At 66.0% G+C, this 16,777-nt stretch carries 16 protein-coding genes; 8 read left to right on the top strand and 8 right to left on the bottom strand.

Annotated features, from left to right (window positions below):
• Window positions 1–10: 10 nt before the first annotated feature.
• The 4 genes from ACNTAO_RS00525 to ACNTAO_RS00540 all read right to left on the bottom strand — a co-directional run bounded on the left by ACNTAO_RS00525 (window position 11) and on the right by ACNTAO_RS00540 (window position 2,677).
• Window positions 11–301: a hypothetical protein gene (locus tag ACNTAO_RS00525; RefSeq protein ID WP_435159967.1), complete on the bottom strand. Its 291-nt coding sequence runs from the start codon at window positions 299–301 to the stop codon at window positions 11–13.
• Window positions 302–458: 157 nt separating this feature from the next.
• Window positions 459–767: a DUF4385 family protein gene (locus ACNTAO_RS00530; RefSeq protein WP_435159968.1), complete on the bottom strand. Its 309-nt coding sequence runs from the start codon at window positions 765–767 to the stop codon at window positions 459–461.
• A complete protein-coding gene (locus tag ACNTAO_RS00535; protein WP_435159969.1) occupies window positions 745–1,662 on the bottom strand; it encodes a hypothetical protein in 918 nt (305 codons plus the stop codon). The genes ACNTAO_RS00530 and ACNTAO_RS00535 overlap by 23 nt, the downstream gene beginning before the upstream one ends.
• An 82-nt stretch (window positions 1,663–1,744) precedes the next feature.
• On the bottom strand, window positions 1,745–2,677 hold the full coding sequence (locus ACNTAO_RS00540) for a halo transducer protein (RefSeq protein WP_435159970.1): 933 nt from the start codon (window positions 2,675–2,677) through the stop codon (window positions 1,745–1,747).
• A 196-nt stretch (window positions 2,678–2,873) separates the two neighbouring features.
• Between ACNTAO_RS00540 and ACNTAO_RS00545 the strand changes: the two genes are divergently transcribed.
• From ACNTAO_RS00545 to ACNTAO_RS00570, 6 genes are all read left to right on the top strand, one after another.
• Complete coding sequence (locus ACNTAO_RS00545; protein ID WP_435159971.1) at window positions 2,874–4,121, top strand: PstS family phosphate ABC transporter substrate-binding protein; 1,248 nt, start codon at window positions 2,874–2,876, stop codon at window positions 4,119–4,121.
• Window positions 4,122–4,277: 156 nt separating this feature from the next.
• Window positions 4,278–5,411, top strand: coding sequence for a phosphate ABC transporter permease subunit PstC (gene pstC, locus ACNTAO_RS00550; RefSeq protein ID WP_435159972.1), 1,134 nt, complete (start codon window positions 4,278–4,280; stop codon window positions 5,409–5,411).
• Window positions 5,411–7,039 carry a phosphate ABC transporter permease PstA gene (gene pstA, locus ACNTAO_RS00555; RefSeq protein ID WP_435159973.1) on the top strand — a complete coding sequence of 543 codons (1,629 nt, stop codon included), beginning with the start codon at window positions 5,411–5,413 and terminating at the stop codon, window positions 7,037–7,039. The genes pstC and pstA overlap by 1 nt, the downstream gene beginning before the upstream one ends.
• A 6-nt stretch (window positions 7,040–7,045) precedes the next feature.
• Window positions 7,046–7,969, top strand: coding sequence for a phosphate ABC transporter ATP-binding protein PstB (gene pstB / locus ACNTAO_RS00560; protein ID WP_435159974.1), 924 nt, complete (start codon window positions 7,046–7,048; stop codon window positions 7,967–7,969).
• Window positions 7,970–7,973: 4 nt separating this feature from the next.
• Window positions 7,974–8,651, top strand: a complete 678-nt coding sequence (gene phoU / locus ACNTAO_RS00565; protein WP_435159975.1) for a phosphate signaling complex protein PhoU — start codon at window positions 7,974–7,976, stop codon at window positions 8,649–8,651.
• A gap of 2 nt (window positions 8,652–8,653) precedes the next feature.
• Complete coding sequence (locus ACNTAO_RS00570) at window positions 8,654–9,664, top strand: AbrB/MazE/SpoVT family DNA-binding domain-containing protein (protein ID WP_435159976.1); 1,011 nt, start codon at window positions 8,654–8,656, stop codon at window positions 9,662–9,664.
• A gap of 1 nt (window position 9,665) precedes the next feature.
• Here ACNTAO_RS00570 and ACNTAO_RS00575 read toward each other — a convergent pair whose 3' ends face one another.
• Window positions 9,666–10,844 carry a tubulin/FtsZ family protein gene (locus tag ACNTAO_RS00575; protein WP_435159977.1) on the bottom strand — a complete coding sequence of 393 codons (1,179 nt, stop codon included), beginning with the start codon at window positions 10,842–10,844 and terminating at the stop codon, window positions 9,666–9,668.
• A gap of 206 nt (window positions 10,845–11,050) precedes the next feature.
• On the opposite strand from ACNTAO_RS00575, the gene ACNTAO_RS00580 reads away from it, so the two are divergent.
• The gene (locus ACNTAO_RS00580; RefSeq protein ID WP_435159978.1) at window positions 11,051–12,883 is read left to right on the top strand and encodes an SLC13 family permease; all 1,833 of its coding nucleotides are present in this window, start codon (window positions 11,051–11,053) and stop codon (window positions 12,881–12,883) included.
• Window positions 12,884–12,973: 90 nt separating this feature from the next.
• On the opposite strand, the gene ACNTAO_RS00585 is transcribed toward ACNTAO_RS00580, so the two are convergent.
• The 3 genes from ACNTAO_RS00585 to ACNTAO_RS00595 all read right to left on the bottom strand — a co-directional run bounded on the left by ACNTAO_RS00585 (window position 12,974) and on the right by ACNTAO_RS00595 (window position 15,740).
• Window positions 12,974–13,156 (bottom strand): hypothetical protein, encoded by a 183-nt coding sequence (locus ACNTAO_RS00585; RefSeq protein WP_435159979.1) that lies wholly within the window; start codon window positions 13,154–13,156, stop codon window positions 12,974–12,976.
• Between the two features lie 117 nt (window positions 13,157–13,273).
• Window positions 13,274–14,794, bottom strand: a complete 1,521-nt coding sequence (locus ACNTAO_RS00590) for an MATE family efflux transporter (RefSeq protein WP_435159980.1) — start codon at window positions 14,792–14,794, stop codon at window positions 13,274–13,276.
• 163 nt (window positions 14,795–14,957) lie between these two features.
• A complete protein-coding gene (locus ACNTAO_RS00595) occupies window positions 14,958–15,740 on the bottom strand; it encodes an HAD-IIA family hydrolase (protein WP_435159981.1) in 783 nt (260 codons plus the stop codon).
• Window positions 15,741–15,891: 151 nt separating this feature from the next.
• Between ACNTAO_RS00595 and ACNTAO_RS00600 the strand changes: the two genes are divergently transcribed.
• A complete protein-coding gene (locus tag ACNTAO_RS00600) occupies window positions 15,892–16,614 on the top strand; it encodes a DUF6498-containing protein (protein ID WP_435159982.1) in 723 nt (240 codons plus the stop codon).
• The last annotated feature ends 163 nt before the right edge of the window (window positions 16,615–16,777 follow it).

Here is a 16,777-nt window from a genome sequence, read left to right on the forward strand (position 1 = left end):
AACAATATCCTCAAAAACCACCACGGCCTGCTCTTGCTGTGATAGCCGCATAGACTGTGAGTAGGAATATTCCAAAAAGTACCCAAGTCTCTATTGATGAGATAAGTTCGAGCAAATCGAGAGCTAACATCCCGATGCTGTACGTGGATTCTTGAGCTTGGGCAAATTCACCACCGCCTTCTATCCGCGTCGCTTGGTAAATCTCGTACATCATCTTCCCGACAGCACCGAAGATGATAGCGACAAATGGAGCTACCAAGACCGCCTTGAGCCAAGCGAAGCCAGAATCAGCAACGCTCATATATCAATTTTGTAGATGCGGAAAAATAAGTGTTAGGTCAATTAAAATTGTTATTGTGTTTTTGATAGAGGCTAAGAATAATAAGTATGAGTCTCGTCGAAGCAGAAATATCAGAAAAAGTAGTTATATTAACATAACCTACACATGATTTACTTTGTTACTTCGCGTACCGCATCGCTCGCGTCCAACCCATCTGGAGAAACTTCCGCGCGAGGTCCATGCCGACGAGGTCGTCTGCCTCGCGGTACACGCGGTAGCGCTCGACGATCGCGTCGGCTCCCTCGGTCGCTCCCTCGAGCGACGCGACCTCCCAGTGGGGCAGCAGCTCACTCTTGTACGGCTCGATCTTGAACACGCCGCGCTCGTCGCTCGTGTACCGATACCGCGCCGGGTTGGCCCGAAAGTCGAGGTCGTACTCCGGGCCGTCGTCCACCTCGGGGACGTCACCACGGACTGGACCAGCCATCGGCCGATCGTCGGGCACCGGCGATACTGAGCGTTTCGCTGCTCGCCTGGTCGCGCGTCTCCCGGGTGCTCTCGGCCTGCGCTCTGTCGTGTGGGGGCCGGACGGCGGTACGTCTCGCTTCGGAACCGTCTGCGCGCGCCGCGGGCAGCCACGCCGGAGGAGTAACCGTCGTCCCCGACGTCACGGTGTACTGGAATCGCTTCGGCTCGCCTCCCTGAGTGTACCGCAGTCGTGCGTCACGGACGACGCCGTCGCCGTCGACGGTCAGGTGTCCGCGGACGTCGGACGCGTTTCGGACCACGACGTCTGTGATCGTGTACCGGATACGGCGGTCGTCGGCGTCGCCGGTGACACGGATCGCCCGAAGCTCACCGACCGTGAGGATGCGAGAGACCACGGCCCACATCGAATCGGCCGCCCGGAACCGCGTCTCGCTGATCGACCCGTTGGTCGCCTCGAACGCGATCTGCCCGTTCCGGCCGCTCCGGCTGTGGCGAACAGCCGATTCGACGTAGACGTCACGCTCCGTGACGTCGGCGTAGCCGTTGTGGACGTCAAGCCGGAACCGAACGCGCGTGTGGTTCGCCTCGTACTGGTAGTCGGCGTACGCCCCGGGGCGAAACCGCTCGAGTGCGACGCCCGAGACCGACTCCCGACGAAGGTGTCGGACCGAGAGCCTCCTGGCCGTCGCCACGTCGACCGCGGTCCGGCTGAAGCCGTCGGGGTACTCGACGTCGGCGAGGCCCGTGGCCTCGTCGTCGGTCGCGTTCTCCGGCGGGTCGACCGTCGGCGCGTCCGCCTCCGGCGGGTCGGCCGTCTCGGATCCGGCACCGCCGCATCCGGCGACGAGGAGGAGCAGTGCGACCCCGATCGTCGCGTACCTGCTCCGTGACACGGTACTGGGTCGTCGCCATCGAGTAATGAAGCTGTTGCCCACTCGAGGCGACCGATGAGCACTCGAGGCGACCGGTGCGGCGTCAGGTCGGCTCGCCGGTGCCGATCCCCTCACGTGCCGCGGCGACGTGCGCGTCCACCTGTGCCCACGCGACGGGAGGGTCGACCGCCGCGAGTTCCGTCTCGAGCGTCTCAAGTCGCGTGTCGTACTGGTCCTCCCAGTCCGGCCGATCCTCGAACGCCGACGCACGCGCCGCGGTCTCCTCTCGGAGCGACTCGATCCGGTCGTCCACGTCGGTCGGGAACGGCTTCTCTTCTCGGTCTGCCCACTCGCGAAGGTCGGCCGCCTCGGTACGGAGGTCGTCGACGACGACGCCGAGAACGAGCGTCTGTACGGCGGCGTCGAACCAGCGCTCCGGGTCGGGCTCGGCCGTCGTCTGGAGCGTCTCAACGGTCTCGGCGACGGACGCGGCGGACGACTCGGCGGCGTCGACCTCGTCGACGAGCGCGTCGTGTCGCCGAGGGGCCGAGTTGAGCCACGCTTCGAACGCGTCGAGTTCGGTTTCGAGGTCGTGTGCGACCCGGACGATCCGCTGTGCCTCGGTCGTCAACTCGTGGAGGTCGACGCCCGCGCGGTACACGGCCACCGGCGAGTCCATCCCGGTCCGCACCGACGTGAGTGTCGTCCCGAGTTCGTCGACGTCGTCTCGGAGGTCGGCGAGCCGGTCTGTGAAGGCCCGGTCTCGCGCCTCGATGATCGCCAGATCCGGTGCCGCGGTGACGGCTTCGCGCACGTCAGCACGCGTCCGCGTTGCGAGATCCACCCGTGTCTCGGCAGTTGCGAGTACCTGTGCGACGTCGGTGACGGTCGCCTCGATGGCCTCGTCGGTGATCGCTCCGTCGTCGACGAACGGGTCGAGGAACGTGCGGATCGACGACGGGTCCTCGCCGGTCTCCTCGGCCACGCGGTCCACGAGGTCGGAGAGCGCGCGAGCCGCGGGGGTGAATTCGCCCATACGTCTACGCCCGTCACACCTCGCAGAATATCTTTCGGATGATACGAATATGAACGAATGATCGCACACGGAGGGCTATACAGTGGTACGTACCCATCAGCTATCGCTATAGTACACGGATCGCTCCGTACCGCTCTGCGCGACGACGTACTAGAATTATAAGTCGTTTTAGTATGCCGCGGTGTCGCCACAAGTGATGTCCGAACGGAACTGGGTCGACGGTGGCGTGTCGCGGCGAAAAGTTCTCATCACCTCTGGAGCGCTCGGAACCACCGGTCTAGCCGGCTGTGGCGGTCAGAGCGGCGGTAGCGAGGCGAGCTCCGGGAGCGACGGCGGCGACAGCGGTGGCAGCGACGAGAGCGCCTCGAGCAGCGAGAGCGACGACAGCAACACCGAGAGTTCGGGACCGTCCACAGCACTGCTCAACGCGGAGGGCTCCTCGACGGTGTACCCCATCTCGAACACGGGAAGCTCGTACTGGAACTCCAACGCGCCGCCGAGCGACGGCGAGTACTGGGGCGCGAACGACGAGAGCTCGGTCCCCGGGTGGGACCAGCTCTCGTCCGACGGCGCAGGCGACATGCTCATCGCCGACTACTTCGCGTCGAAGTTTGGCTACGAACCGAGCGAACAGCGCTCGTCGCCGCCGTTCCCGACGACGGTCGGCCTGAGCCACTCTGGGACCGGCTGTGAGGCCGTCACCGAGGGCCTCGTCGACATCGGCAACTCTTCGGGTCCGATCACGGCCGAACTCGGCTGGAGTGAGGAAGAAGCACAGAACACCGTCGTCGACAACGTCGTCGGCCGCGACGGCCAGCCGGTCGTCGTGAGCTCAGACGTCGCAGACGCCGGTGTCAGCCAGCTGACCGGCGAAGACATCCGCGGGATCTATCAAGACGAGATCACGAACTGGAACCAGATCGACGGCATCGACTACGACCAGGAGATCTACGCCATCGGCCGCGCCGAGGGCTCCGGCACCGACACCTCGTTCCGCCTGAACATGCTCGGCGGCGCAGACGCGGCGATGCCCGGCGTCGACACCCGCTTCGGGCAGAACCAGCAGGTCGCACAGGCGGTCGCACAGAACGACGGCGCCGTCGCGTACATGGCGCTCGCGTTCACCGGACCGGAAGTGACGCCCATCGCGATCGACTTCGACGGCACGCTGTACGAGACTAGCCGCGACGCCGAGAACACGATCTTCGACAGCGAGTACCCGCTCAACCGCGACCTCCACATGTACACGCTCATCGAGGAGAACAACCCCGACGGCGGCGGCTACGACCAGCGCGAGGCGGCGTTCGTCAACATGTTCCTCAACGAGTTCGGCCAGAGCGTCTTCGTCGAGGGGAACAACTACATTCCGCTCCCGACGAGCGACCTCGAGTCGATGAAAGAGCAGGTCTCGTCCGTCGCTACCGAAGACCTGCTCATGCCCTGAACGACCGGCTCGGGTACTCGAAACACGTCGTGCGTATCGCTCGTGTCCCCGTCGATCACCGCGTTCCGACCGACCTCGACACGTAGGGATCCACGCCCGGTCACTCCACACCGATTTTATGACACACCATCCACGCATGCTCCAACCGATCCAGTCATGGCACAGGTGAATACGTCCCGCAGCGACCGGCTCGTCGACGCGGTGGGCAACCGTGTCCGCCGGGCTCGCGGATTCGTCGACGACACCGACCCGGCCGCGCTCGCGGTCATCGCGGTGATGACGGCGTCGATCCTCGCCGCACTCGTCGGGTTCTTGGCCGTCTCGGACTGGACGATCGTCCCCTTCGCCGTCTTCCTCGCGTCGGCGGCTGTCGGCTGGGTTAGATATCAAGCGGAGACGGCGTACACGATCGCGTTGATGATGACCGTCTCGACGATCCTGATCCTCGGCCTGATCATCGTCTTCATCTTCCGCGAGTCGATTCCGGTGGTCCAGTACGAGAGCGCGACGGTGTTCGGCGTCACGGTCCCGGGGCTCCGGATGTTCCTTCAACCGAACTGGGACGCCGTCTCGCCGCCCATCCGGTACTCGATGGTGCCGATGATCCACGGGACGGTGATGGTGACGCTCATCGCGTCCGCCGTCGCCGCACCTCTCGGCGTCTCTGCGGCGCTGTTCCTCTCGGAGATCGCGCCGACGACCGTCCGTGAAGTCGTCAAGCCGGGCGTCGAGATCCTCGCTGGCATCCCCTCCATCGTCTACGGATTCATCGGCTTCACCGTGCTCTCCCCGTGGGCGTCAGACCAGTTCCAGACGACCGGCCAGGGATCGTACCTGTTCGTCGGGATCGTCGTCGGACTGATGGCCCTGCCGACCGTCGTCTCCGTCGCAGAAGATGCGCTGAGTAGCGTCCCCGAGTCGATGAAGAGCGGCTCGCTGGCGATGGGAACGACCGACTGGCAGACGATGACCTCGATCACCCTGCCGGCGGCGTTCTCCGGCGTCTCGGCGGCGGTGTTGCTCGGGGTCGGCCGGGCCATCGGCGAGACGATGGCCGCGACCGTGATGCTCCGCGGCGTCCCTCGGCTCACGGAACCGCTCGTCAACGTCTTCTACGGCCAGGAGACGCTGACGTCGATCATCGCCCGAAACTACGGCGAAGCCGACGGGCTCCAGATGGACGCGCTGTTCGTCGCCGGCGTGATCCTCTTCATCACCGTCCTCGTCATCTCGGTCGGCGCACAGTACATCGAGTGGCGCATGCACAAACGGCTCGGAGGTGAGGTCTGATGGCCGACGCACGCGCCACCGGCACCCAGCTGGTCGAAGACGAAACGACCGAAGCGGACGCCACCGCGGCGCTGGCCATCGGCGTCTCCGCGACGCTGTTCGCGCTCGCCGTCGCGGCGATGTTCGGACGAATCACCCTCACCGGAACGCTCGCCGGCGTCCAGACCGTGACGCTTCTTGGTGGACTCCTGACCGTGCTCGGTCTCACGGTGATCGCCCTCGGCGCCGGGTCGCGGTTCGGCTACGTCGAGTCCACTCCCGACCCGAGCGCCGGGCTGATCGCTGGCGTTGGCGCTGCGGTCCCCTGGGCGCTGATCGGCGGCAGCGTCGCGAGCGAGACGCTCGGGCTCGGCACGGGTGGCGGGGTCGTCGGTGCCGTCGTCGGCGGCGGCGTCGCGCTCGCGGCTACCGTCCTCCCACGCGAGGACGTGGGGTCGACGGGCCCGCTCGGGGCGCTCCTCGTGGTGACAGGGCTCGTCTTCTCGACCGGGGTCATCGGCCCGACGTGGGTCTGGGAGCTCGGCTGGGAGCAACAGGCCGCCATCACCGCCGACTTCCTCATCCCGGTGGCGACGTTGTTCACCACGCTGTACGGCGGGTGGGCGTCGGCGAAGGCGTACGGCGGCTTCGGCGCCCGCGGCCGGCACATGGGCGCGTACGTGCTCGTGTACCTGAACGCACTCTCTATCGTCGCCTTCCTCTTCATCCTCGTCGCGTACGTCGTCATACAGGGAGTCCCCGGCCTGCTGACGGGATTCGAACTCGGACTCGGCACCGGACCGGAGACGACGATCTTCGGCGTGTCGGTCGCCCTTCCGGTCTCGATCCCGTTCGTGATGAACGGCGTTGCCCTCCTGAACGACTTCCAAGGCGTCCTTCCCGCCATCGTCGGCACCTTCTGGCTCGTGATCGGCGCGGTGCTGTTGGCGGTCCCGCTCGGCGTCGGTGCGGCCGTCTTCCTCACCGAGTACGCAGAGCGCGGTCGCTTCACGCAGGTCGTCGAGGTCGCCACCAACGGACTGTGGAGCACGCCGAGCATCGTGTTCGGTCTGTTCGGCTTCGCCTTCCTCATCCCGCGGTTCGGCAACGGCAAATCGCTTTTGTCCGGGATGATCACGCTCGGCTTCATGCTCCTCCCGCTCGTCGTCATCACCTCCCGCGAGGCGATGCTGTCGGTTCCCGACGAGTACCGGGACGCGAGCGCCGCGCTCGGCGTGTCGAAGTGGCAGACGATCCGCAGCGTGGTGTTACCCGCCGCGCTCCCAGGCGTCGTCACCGGGGTCATCCTCGGCGTCGGCCGGATCGCCGGCGAGACGGCACCGATCCTGTTGACGATGGCCGGCGGGACGTTCGTGCCGGGCTCACAGACGGTCGACGTCGTCGGCAGCTTCCAGTTCACCTCGGCGCCGCCGTTCGTCGCGAACCCGGCGCTGCTCGAAGCCACCTCCGCGCTCCCGTACCAGCTGTTCGCGCTCATCACCGCGGGCGTCGGCCTCGGGAGCAACGTCTCCGATCCGAACGCGTTCCGCTGGGCGACGGCGCTCGTGCTCCTGGTCGTCGTGCTCTCGTTTTACGCGATCGGCATCGTGACGCGCTACTACTTCCGACGGCGGCTAAAACACACCTGATCCACAATGAGCGAGAATCAGAACCCACAGACGAACCAACGCACCGTGACGACGACTGCCGAACAGCCCCGCACCACGACCGCCGGCGAGACGGACGAGCGGACCCGCGACGCGTGGACGGCGTACGACTTCGACGGCGATGCGAAGATGACGGTCGAAGACCTCGACGTCTACTACGGCGACGACCACGCGCTGAAGGGCGTCTCGATGGAGATCCCCGAACGGAGCGTCACCGCACTGATCGGTCCCTCTGGCTGCGGGAAGTCGACGTACCTCCGGTGTCTGAACCGCATGAACGACCGGATCCCGTCCGCGCGGATCGACGGCTCCGTCCGCTTCGACGGCCAAGAGATCTACCAGGACGGCGTGAACCTCGTCGAGCTTCGCAAACGGGTCGGGATGGTGTTTCAGTCGCCGAACCCGTTCCCCAAGTCGATCCGCGAGAACATCGCGTACGGGCCGCAAAAACACGGCGACCTCGACACGGGTCTCCTCGCACGGCTGTTGAACCGCAGCGACGCGGCGGAACGCGACGAACTCGTCGAACGCTGTCTCCGAGACGCAGCGCTGTGGGACGAGGTGCACGACCGGCTCGACGACAACGCGCTCGGGCTCTCCGGCGGCCAACAACAGCGACTCTGCATCGCGCGCTGTCTCTCCGTCGACCCGGAGATCATCCTCATGGACGAGCCGGCGTCGGCGCTCGACCCGATCGCCACGGCGAAGATCGAGGACCTGATCGCCGACCTCGCCGAGGAGTACACGGTCGTGATCGTCACCCACAACATGCAGCAGGCCGCCCGCATCTCCGATCAGACCGCGGTCTTCCTCACGGGCGGCGAGCTCGTCGAGTACGGCGACACCGATCGGGTGTTCGAAGATCCTCACAGTGAACGCGTCGAAGACTACATCACCGGGAAGTTCGGGTAGTGCGATGCCCCGCGATCGCTATCAACACTCGCTCGACGAGCTCCGATCCGACGTCCTCTCCATGGGCGAGACGGTCACCGAGCGACTCGACGAGAGCCTTGAGGCCCTCGAACGCCGGGACGACGCACTGGCACGGGCGGTCATCGACGGCGACGCCCAGGTGAACGAGACGTACCTGGAGCTCGAAGAGCAGTGCGTCGACCTGTTCGCACTCCAACAACCGGTCGCCGGGGACCTCCGGTTCGTGACCGCCTCGTTCAAGATCATCACTGACCTCGAGCGCATCGGCGACCTCGCGGTCAACCTCGCGAACTACGCGCTCGCCGCGAGACAGACGGTCACGCCGGACGTGGAGATCGACGCGCTTGGGACGGCGGCACACGGCCTGGTCGAGCGCAGCCTCGCGGCGTACGAGACGGCGGACGCCGCCGCGTGTAGGGCGGTCGCCGCGGCGGACGACGAGGTCGACGCCCGCTGTCAGCACGCCAACGAACACGTCACCCGGGCGCTCATCGCACGCACCGACGGTGCCGACGACCGATGGAGCGTCGAGCGGCTGTTAGACGACGTCTCGCGGGTGTTGTTGACGATCCGTGACTTAGAGCGCGTCGCAGACCACGCCGTGAACATCGCTGCCCGCACGCTGTACATGATCGAAAGCGATCCGGAGCTGCTGTACTAACCATGGAGACGCGAAAGGTGCAGACCGTCGGAAACGGCACGTACACCGTCTCGTTACCGAAGGGATGGGCCGAGTCTCACGACCTTACAGCCGGCGAGACCGTCACCGTCCACGAGCACCTAGACGGAGTGCTCGCGCTCCAGACCGGAGACCAGTCGGACGGCGAGGTGCCCGCGACCGCCGACGTCGACACGACCGACCCGGCCGTCCTCGAGCGAGCCCTCCGGGCGGTCTACGCGTCGGGCGTGCGTGAGGTCACGATCCACCACGACGGACCGCTCACCGAAGCCCATCGAGACGCCGTCGAACGCGTCACTCGGGAGCGGGTTGGGATGTCGATCACCGCGGAGTCCGACGCGGCGACGACAGTGCAGATCTTACTCGACTCAGCGGAAGTGTCGGTGAGCCAGTCGGTGCGTCAGCTCTCGTTCGCCGTCCGCTCGATCCACCGCGACGCGGTTCACGCGCTCACGACGCCGCCCGCCGCCTCGCCGATCGACTCTCGTCACGACCAGGTCGACCGGCTGTCCGCGATGGTCGAGCGGTCCGTCGCCCGGGGGATGGCGGACCTCGGGGAGGTCGACGCGCTGGGGACGACTCGCTCGGAGCTGTTCGAGTCGTGGACCGCGATGCGAGCGCTGGGCCGCGTCCACGAGGCCGCGACGTCGATCGCAGACGCCGCCGCGTCGCTCGAAGACGCTCCTGTGGACACGCGGCTGGACCAGTGTCGTGCGATCGGCGACGACGCACGCGAAGCCGTGTCCGACGGCGTCGACGTCGTCCTCGGCGACGCGGACGTCACCGACGCCAGGCGTATCGTCGCCGACCTCAGACGGATTCGATGTCGTCTCGACGACTTCGACCGAACGCTAGACGACGCGACGGGTGACGTCGTAGCACTCCGCCGTGTATCCCGCGGACTCCGTCGGACCGCATCGAGCGGCACCGACGTCGCGGAGGTCGGCCTCCGCCGTGCGGTCCGGCGCGGCGACTCGATACGTGACGCCGAGTGATTCACACCGGATCTAGCTGGTCGTCGTCGTCGGTTATCAGGTCGTTCGTGGCCGACTCCCGTAGGGACGCTTGCTCCGCTATCGTCTCTTTGGCGTCGACGGCTTGGGCCTGAAGCGCCTCGACTCGAGGGACGTCGGTGACCGTCGAGAGCAACACGACCGCAGAGAGCACGTCGGCGTTCTCACGTGGATCGTCGCCGGCGAGCACCTCCGCGCTCTCGATCTCCGACTCGACCCACCGACGTCCGGCCTCCAATCCCTTTCGTGACAGCGACGACGGCGGACCAGAGAGGACTATCAGGGCCCGTTCGGCGGTGTCGACGGCAGCCGGACACGTCAATCGTGAGTTGACGGCCTCACGTATCAACCCGGAGACGACCGTCGCAGGGTCGGCGCCGTCGTCTGTGTCCGCATCGCCGTTGCCAGCGAGCCGCGAGAGCAGGCCGCGTCCCCCGGCCGATGGATCGGCCGTCTCGGCGTACGCAATCGTACTCACGCCTCCGCTTGACAGTGTGCGGTTGATGTCGCTGGCGTCCATCGCGTTCTCCGCGAGCGTCGAGCCGTCGACGGTCCCCGCCGAGAGCAACCGCACGATCCGCGTCGAGACCTCTCGGTTGGCCCGCGCGTATCCGGCCTCCAATGAGTCGTCGTTCGCCTGCCAGGCGGCGTTGTCGAAGAGGACGAGGTTGTCGGCCGCGTCGGCGAACGACCGGAGTGACCGAGCCGCGTTCAGCGCTGCGCGACCGCCTTCCGACTCGCTCGGGAGTACGCCGAGCCCGTAGACCGGCGGATCGTATCGGGCGGCGACCTGCTCGGCGACGACTGGCGCTCCACCGCTACCGGTGCCGCCACCGAGTCCGGCGACGACCCAGAACGCATCGACCGCGTACGGCGGCACCCGATCCAGGGCGCGGTCGATCTCCGCTTGATCGCTTCGGATCACGCTCGCCCCGAGGTCTGGGTCCCCGCCTGCACCGTGGCCTTTCACTCGTTCGTGTGTTTGTCCCACGAGAAAGCGGCTCTCCGAGGGCAGCTGCTCGAGGCGCGCCAAGTCCACACGGGCAGTGTTGATCGCTACCGCCGACTCGACGACAGACCGGCTCAGCTCGGCTTCGTGCCGAAGTAGCTCGTCGACGATCTTTCCGCCGGCGTTGCCGAGACCGATGAGCGCGAGTTTCACGTGTCTTGGGTTCCCGTCCGGAAAATTTGTTATGCCGCTACTACCGGCCGTTCTTCCCGGACGTTCTCGTAGGGCGCTCTTACGGAGAATCGAGGAGCAAGCCTCGCGCTTCAGCGCGGGGAGGATGTCAACGCCACTGGGTGACTGCGTCCCAGTTGGTCCCCCCTACTGAAGCCGACCCGCTGCGACTTCCACGTCGTTCCTCGATGGTGCTCGCGACCCCCTCGATGTTCATCGTCTTCGTGATCACCGGGGCGACGCTCGCGCTGCTCGTTACCGAGGTCCTCCCGCCCGATACGGTCGCCATCGGTGTCGCGGTCACGCTCGTGGCCTTGGAGCCGTGGACGGGCGTCGGCCTGGCCGGCGGGCTCTCAGGGTTCGCCAATCCAGCTACGCTCACTGTTCTCGCGATGTTCGTGCTGAGCGAAGGGGTCCGGCGAACCGGTGTTATCCGTCGGCTCAGTGTCGCCGTCGTCCGGTTCACCGGCGGGGATGTGCGACGACTGTTTCTCGCGGTGCTCGGACTCGGTGGCCTTCCGGCTGGCCTCATCAACAATACACCACTCGTGGCGGTCCTCGTCCCGCTCGTGACAGACCTCGCGAATCGACACGATATCTCCCCATCGAAGCTTCTCATCCCGCTGTCGTACGTCGCGATGTTAGGCGGAACGGTTACACTCGTTGGGACCTCCTCTAACCTCCTCGCGAGTGAGCTTTCGAGTGCCCTCATCGGTCGCTCGATCGGACTGTTCGAGTTCACGGGGCTCGGGTTGCTCGTGCTTGCTGTCGGTTGTGTGTACCTCTTTACTGTCGGTCGCCGACTCCTCCCCGCGCGTGTGCCACCAGCCGTCGACCTCGTCCGATCGTTCGAACTCGACGCGTACCTCACACGGCTCGTCGTCACCGACGCGTCACCGATCGCAGGCGAGAGCATCCAGACAGCGATCGAAGGCGGCCCGTTCGACGTCGACATCCTCCAACTCTCCCGCGGCGATGGCCTCGTCGTTGCCCCGCGGCCCGACCAGACGCTCCGCGCCGGGGATGTCCTCACCGTCCGTGCGAGCGAACGAGCGCGGGACGCGTTTGCCGAGGCGGCCGCATTGCGACCGGTACGACGCGGCGGGGCGACGGAGCGAACACTCCCTCGTGGTCACGGCACACTGGCGTCGGTCCTCGTCCCGCCGGAATCGTCGCTCGTCGGGACCGCGCTGGCAACGACCCGCATTCGCGCCCGCTACGCAACGAGCGTACTCGCGATCCGCCGCGCGGACGGGACGCTCTTGCGTGAGGGACTCGAACCGTGTTCGTTCGAAGCCGGCGACACAGTGCTCGTGTACGCCCCGCCGGAGACGATCACGTTCTGGCGGGCGACCGACGAGTTGGTGTTACTCGGGACAGTCGACGGCGATGGACTCGCGGTATCAGACGCAGAAGCCGACCTGTACCGCGGCAACAAGACGCCAGTCGCTCTCGGAATACTCGCTGCGGTCCTCGTCGCCGCGGCAACCGGCGTGGTGCCGTTGGTCGTCGCGGCGCTCGCGGGTGTCGTCGCGGCCATCGCCACGGGCGTCGTGACGCCCCGTGAAGGGTACGCGGCGGTCGACTGGCAGGTAGTGTTTCTTCTCGCTGGGATGTTTCCGCTCGGGCTCGCACTAGATGCGAGCGGCGGGGCCGCCTTCCTCGCCTCGCTCGTCGCTGAGATGTCAGCCGGACTCCCGTCACCGGTCGTCTTGGCGGGCTGTTATCTGCTCACGGTCGCGCTCACGAACGCCGTGAGCAACGCGGTGAGCGTCGTCTTCATGATCCCGGTCGCCATCGACACAGCCTCACAGATTGGCGCCGACCCGTTCTCGTTCGTCCTCGCGGTCACGTTCGCGGCGAGCACGTCGTTTATGACGCCGATTGGGTATCAGACGAATCTGATGGTCGTCGGTCCTGGCGGCTATCGGTTCGTCGACTTCGTTCGGGTTGGCGCGCCGCTACAGGCGCTCCTCACCGTCGTCGTTACCGCGGGAATCGTGCTCTTCTGGGGCGTGTGATCTGAGCTTGGAGGCGGTTTGGTATCGATATTGAGGCGCTACGCTGGGTGTCACTCACCGATCTTCGTGACGCGTGATTAGTGACGTGTCTCACGCCGAGTCGACTTGCCAGTCGATGAACCGCTCGAACCCGTAGGTGAATCCAAGAAACATCCCGACGAACACCACCCACCGAAACACGTCGAACGTTCCGGTGAACGCGAGGACGTTGAAAATATACGCTATCGATGCCCCAACGGCTGCGGCTGTGTACAGATTGCGGCGGCGGTTCATAGACGACTCTCTCTCATGGTGGGTCGGCTCCGGTAAGGTACCTCCCTTGTCTCTCACAGACTGATACGTCCACCGGTGGTGGAGGCGATCGTCTGAGCCCGGCGTTGTTGACGTCGACTACTCGTCGCTGGTGGCCCCAGGTGGTCGATTTCCGTCTTCAGCTACTCCCGTCCCCGCCGACACCGTTTCTGTCGTGTCAGCCGCAGCGTGATCCGGCTCCTCCGACGTGAGGTCTCCACCACGCCAGCCGCCTCGTTCGAACCACCCTGCCGCGAACACGGCGGCGATGACGCTCGAGACGGCGAACGCGAACCAGATGCCCGTCGGAGACGGCGACGCGAAGAACCACCGGTCGATCGGAACGAGCCCCTGGGAGGCAACGTACGCGATCGGGAGTCTGATGAATCCGAAGAGCACGACGGCGATGGTCGCCGCGGTGAGCGTCTTCCCGGCGCCGCGGAAGCCGCCGCTGTACGCCCGTATCACACCCACGAATCCGAACGTGAGCGCGATCCACCGCAGGAAGCTCGCGCCTTCGGCCACCACCGCCGGCGAGTCGTCGAAGACGCCGATGATTTGCGGGGCGGCGAGGAACGTGACCACGCCGAGGACCGAAAACAACACGAACGACGCCTTGGCGGCGAAGCGATTCGTCGCGACCACCCGATCGTCTCGTCCGGCGCCGATGTTCTGGCCCGTCATCGCTTCGACCCCGCGGTCGATGGCGATGGCCGGCATGAAGATCATCGAGAACACGCGGATGCCGACGCCGAACGCCGCGACGACCGACGTCGAAAAGAGCGTCACGATCACCAACACGGCGTTGACCGAGATGGCCCGGCCCGTGTTCTCGATCGACGCGGGGATCCCGATTCGGAGCAGCGTGCGGCTGTAGCCGAGGTCGGGAACCATCTGTCGGGGGTGGATCTGGATGCCGTGTGCGCCACGGAGCATGAGCCACATGCCGACGACCATCGCCGACCCACGGGCGAAGACCGTGGCGACGGCCGCGCCCTCGACACCCAGCTCGGGGAGCGGCCCGACACCGAAGATGAGAAGCGGGTCGAGCACGACGTTGAGCACGACGGTCCCGAACATGACGAGCATGGGGGTGACGGTGTCGCCGGCCCCGCGCATCAGCGCGATGAAGATCGTGAATCCGAACAGGAACGGCAACCCGAGGCTGATCACCTCCATGTACTCGGTCGCCAGCGTCAACACGAGCGGCTCGGCGCCGAACACTTGCAGGAGTTCGGCGACGAAGCCGTAACCGACGGCACCGAGTCCAACGCCAGCGAGCAGCGTGAACACGACCGCCTGTGAGGCGGCGTACTCGGCCCGCTCGGGCTGGTCGGCTCCCGTGTGTTGGGCGACGAGCACGCTCCCGGCGACGGTCAGTCCCAGCCCGAGTGAGATGAACAGGTACACCAGCGGGAACCCGAGGCTAATCGCCGCCAGCGCCTCGGTGCTGTACCGGCCGAGCCAGAAGGTGTCGGCGAGGTTGTAGCCGACCTGCAGGAGATTGGTGACGACGATCGGAAAGGACAGGTAGAACAACGACTGCGGGATGGGGCCGCCGGTCAGGTCGAGTTCCGACTGGCTCTTGAACAGTCCGCGTAGGTGCTGTCGCAGGCTCATCGGGAGTCCACGGGGTGACGACTCACGGAGCCGAACCGAGCGGTGACCGCATTCATTTGTTCGATACCGAACCAAGCGCCTCGCCGGCTAAATATCCACTCGTTGCCGTCGGTCATCGGTTCGCCAGGTGCCCCCTCGCCGCGTCCACGGGTCGCCAGCGCGCCTATATCTCATCGACCAGCGACTCGATCGACGCCGCGACGTGGTGTGGTCGGTACGCGAACTGCGTGACCTCGTCGCGTTCGGTCGACCCGGTGAGCACGAGGTAGGTCGTCAGCCCGGCTTCGATGCCGGCGACAACGTCCGTGTCCATCCGATCACCGACCAGTGCTGTCGACTCGGAGTGGGCCGTGATCTGGTTCAGCCCGCTCCGGATCATGATCGGATTCGGCTTCCCGACGAAGTACGGTTCCGTGCCGGCCGCCTCGGTGAGCAGTGCTGCGACGGACCCGGTCGCCGGAACCGGTCCCTCCGGTGAGGGGCCGGTTGCATCCGGATTCGTCGCGACGAAGCGCGCGCCGTCCTCGAGCAGCCGAACGGCCCGCGTGATCGTCTGGAACGAGTACGTCCGGCTCTCGCCCAACACGACGAAGTCCGGGTCGGTGTCGGTGAGCGTGTAGCCCACGTCGTGCAGCGCCGCTTTCAGCCCCGCCTCGCCGATGACGTACGCCGAGGCGTTCGGGACCTGCGAGGAGAGGAACCTCGCCGTCGCCACGGCCGACGTCCAGATCTGGTCTTCTGCGACGTCGAGACCGGCACCAGAGAGGCGAGCGGCGAGGTCACGCCGGGTGAACATCGAGTTGTTGGTGAGCACGAGGAACTGCCGATCCCGTTCGTTGAGGCGGTCGACGAACGCCGTCGCCCCCGGCAGCGCGACGTCCTCGTGCATCAACACGCCGTCCATGTCGAGCAGCCACGCGTCGGGTCGACTCTGTTGGTCGGACATACGCTCTGTGATCTCGTCTCTACGTCTGGTCGTCTGCAGGTTTGAAGCTTCGCGACGGGCGTGCGGCGGCCATGGCGGGCACGCGCCGCTCTCGAGTGTCGTCGACGGGCGGATCGGTTTTGTGGATCGGTCGAATACGTCCACCGTATCGATGTCGCGGTGGGGAGCGCGTGGCGAGCGGATCCTCGAGGCCGCACGAGCGTCTCGGCCGTTCCTGCCCGGGTTCGTGCTCAACGCTGGCCTCGTCGTCGCGGTCGTCGTCTTCGGCTGGAGCCTGCTCGAGATCGCGGTGGTGTACGTCCTCGAGGTCGCGGTGATCAACCTGGTGTACCTCGTCGTCGCGTTGTTCACGCCCCAGCCGATCGAGGACCTCGACGAGGACCGGTGGCACACGGCGCCGACACCGATTCAGCCGATCGCACAGATTCCGCCGGTGTACCCGCGAAACGTCCGGTTCGTCCTCCGGTACGTGGCGTTCGTCGGCGTGCTCGTGCCATTCTTGTTACACCGACTCGTCTCGACGTACAGGCTCGAGTCGTTGCACACGGCGTCGATCGGGATCGCGGTCGGGGGTATCGTCCTGTTCGAGCTGTCCCGCGTGTGGCGGTACTTCCTCAGAGACCGGTCGTATCGAGCGCAGTCGCCGATGGACGCGATCACCTTCGGGTTGGTCCCGCTCACCGAGCTGTTCCTGTTAGTGGTGTACGTGGTCGTCCCCGTCACGGTCGGGCTGGTGATCGTGGGTGTCGGATTCGGCATTGAGTTCGACACGCGCAGCGCGCTGGTGATCTATCTCGTGCCGATGGGCGCGGTCAGGGTGTGGATCAGCGGGCTCGACCCGCAGACGGACGACATCGAATTCAGCGTCTCGTGAGACGGAGGGGTGCGTGAGCGTCCACTCGGTCGTCGTGCGCACGATCGACGAGCACGGCCGGCCGATCCGGACCGCACGCTCTCGGGGCGATTCGCGCGTATCCGATGGTAGCCGACGGCTGAGGAACACGGTCGGACACGCGCGGCTCACTCATCGGCTGCCC

It is taken from the genome of Halorubrum zhoui (assembly GCF_051194155.1).
Classification (GTDB): domain Archaea; phylum Halobacteriota; class Halobacteria; order Halobacteriales; family Haloferacaceae; genus Halorubrum.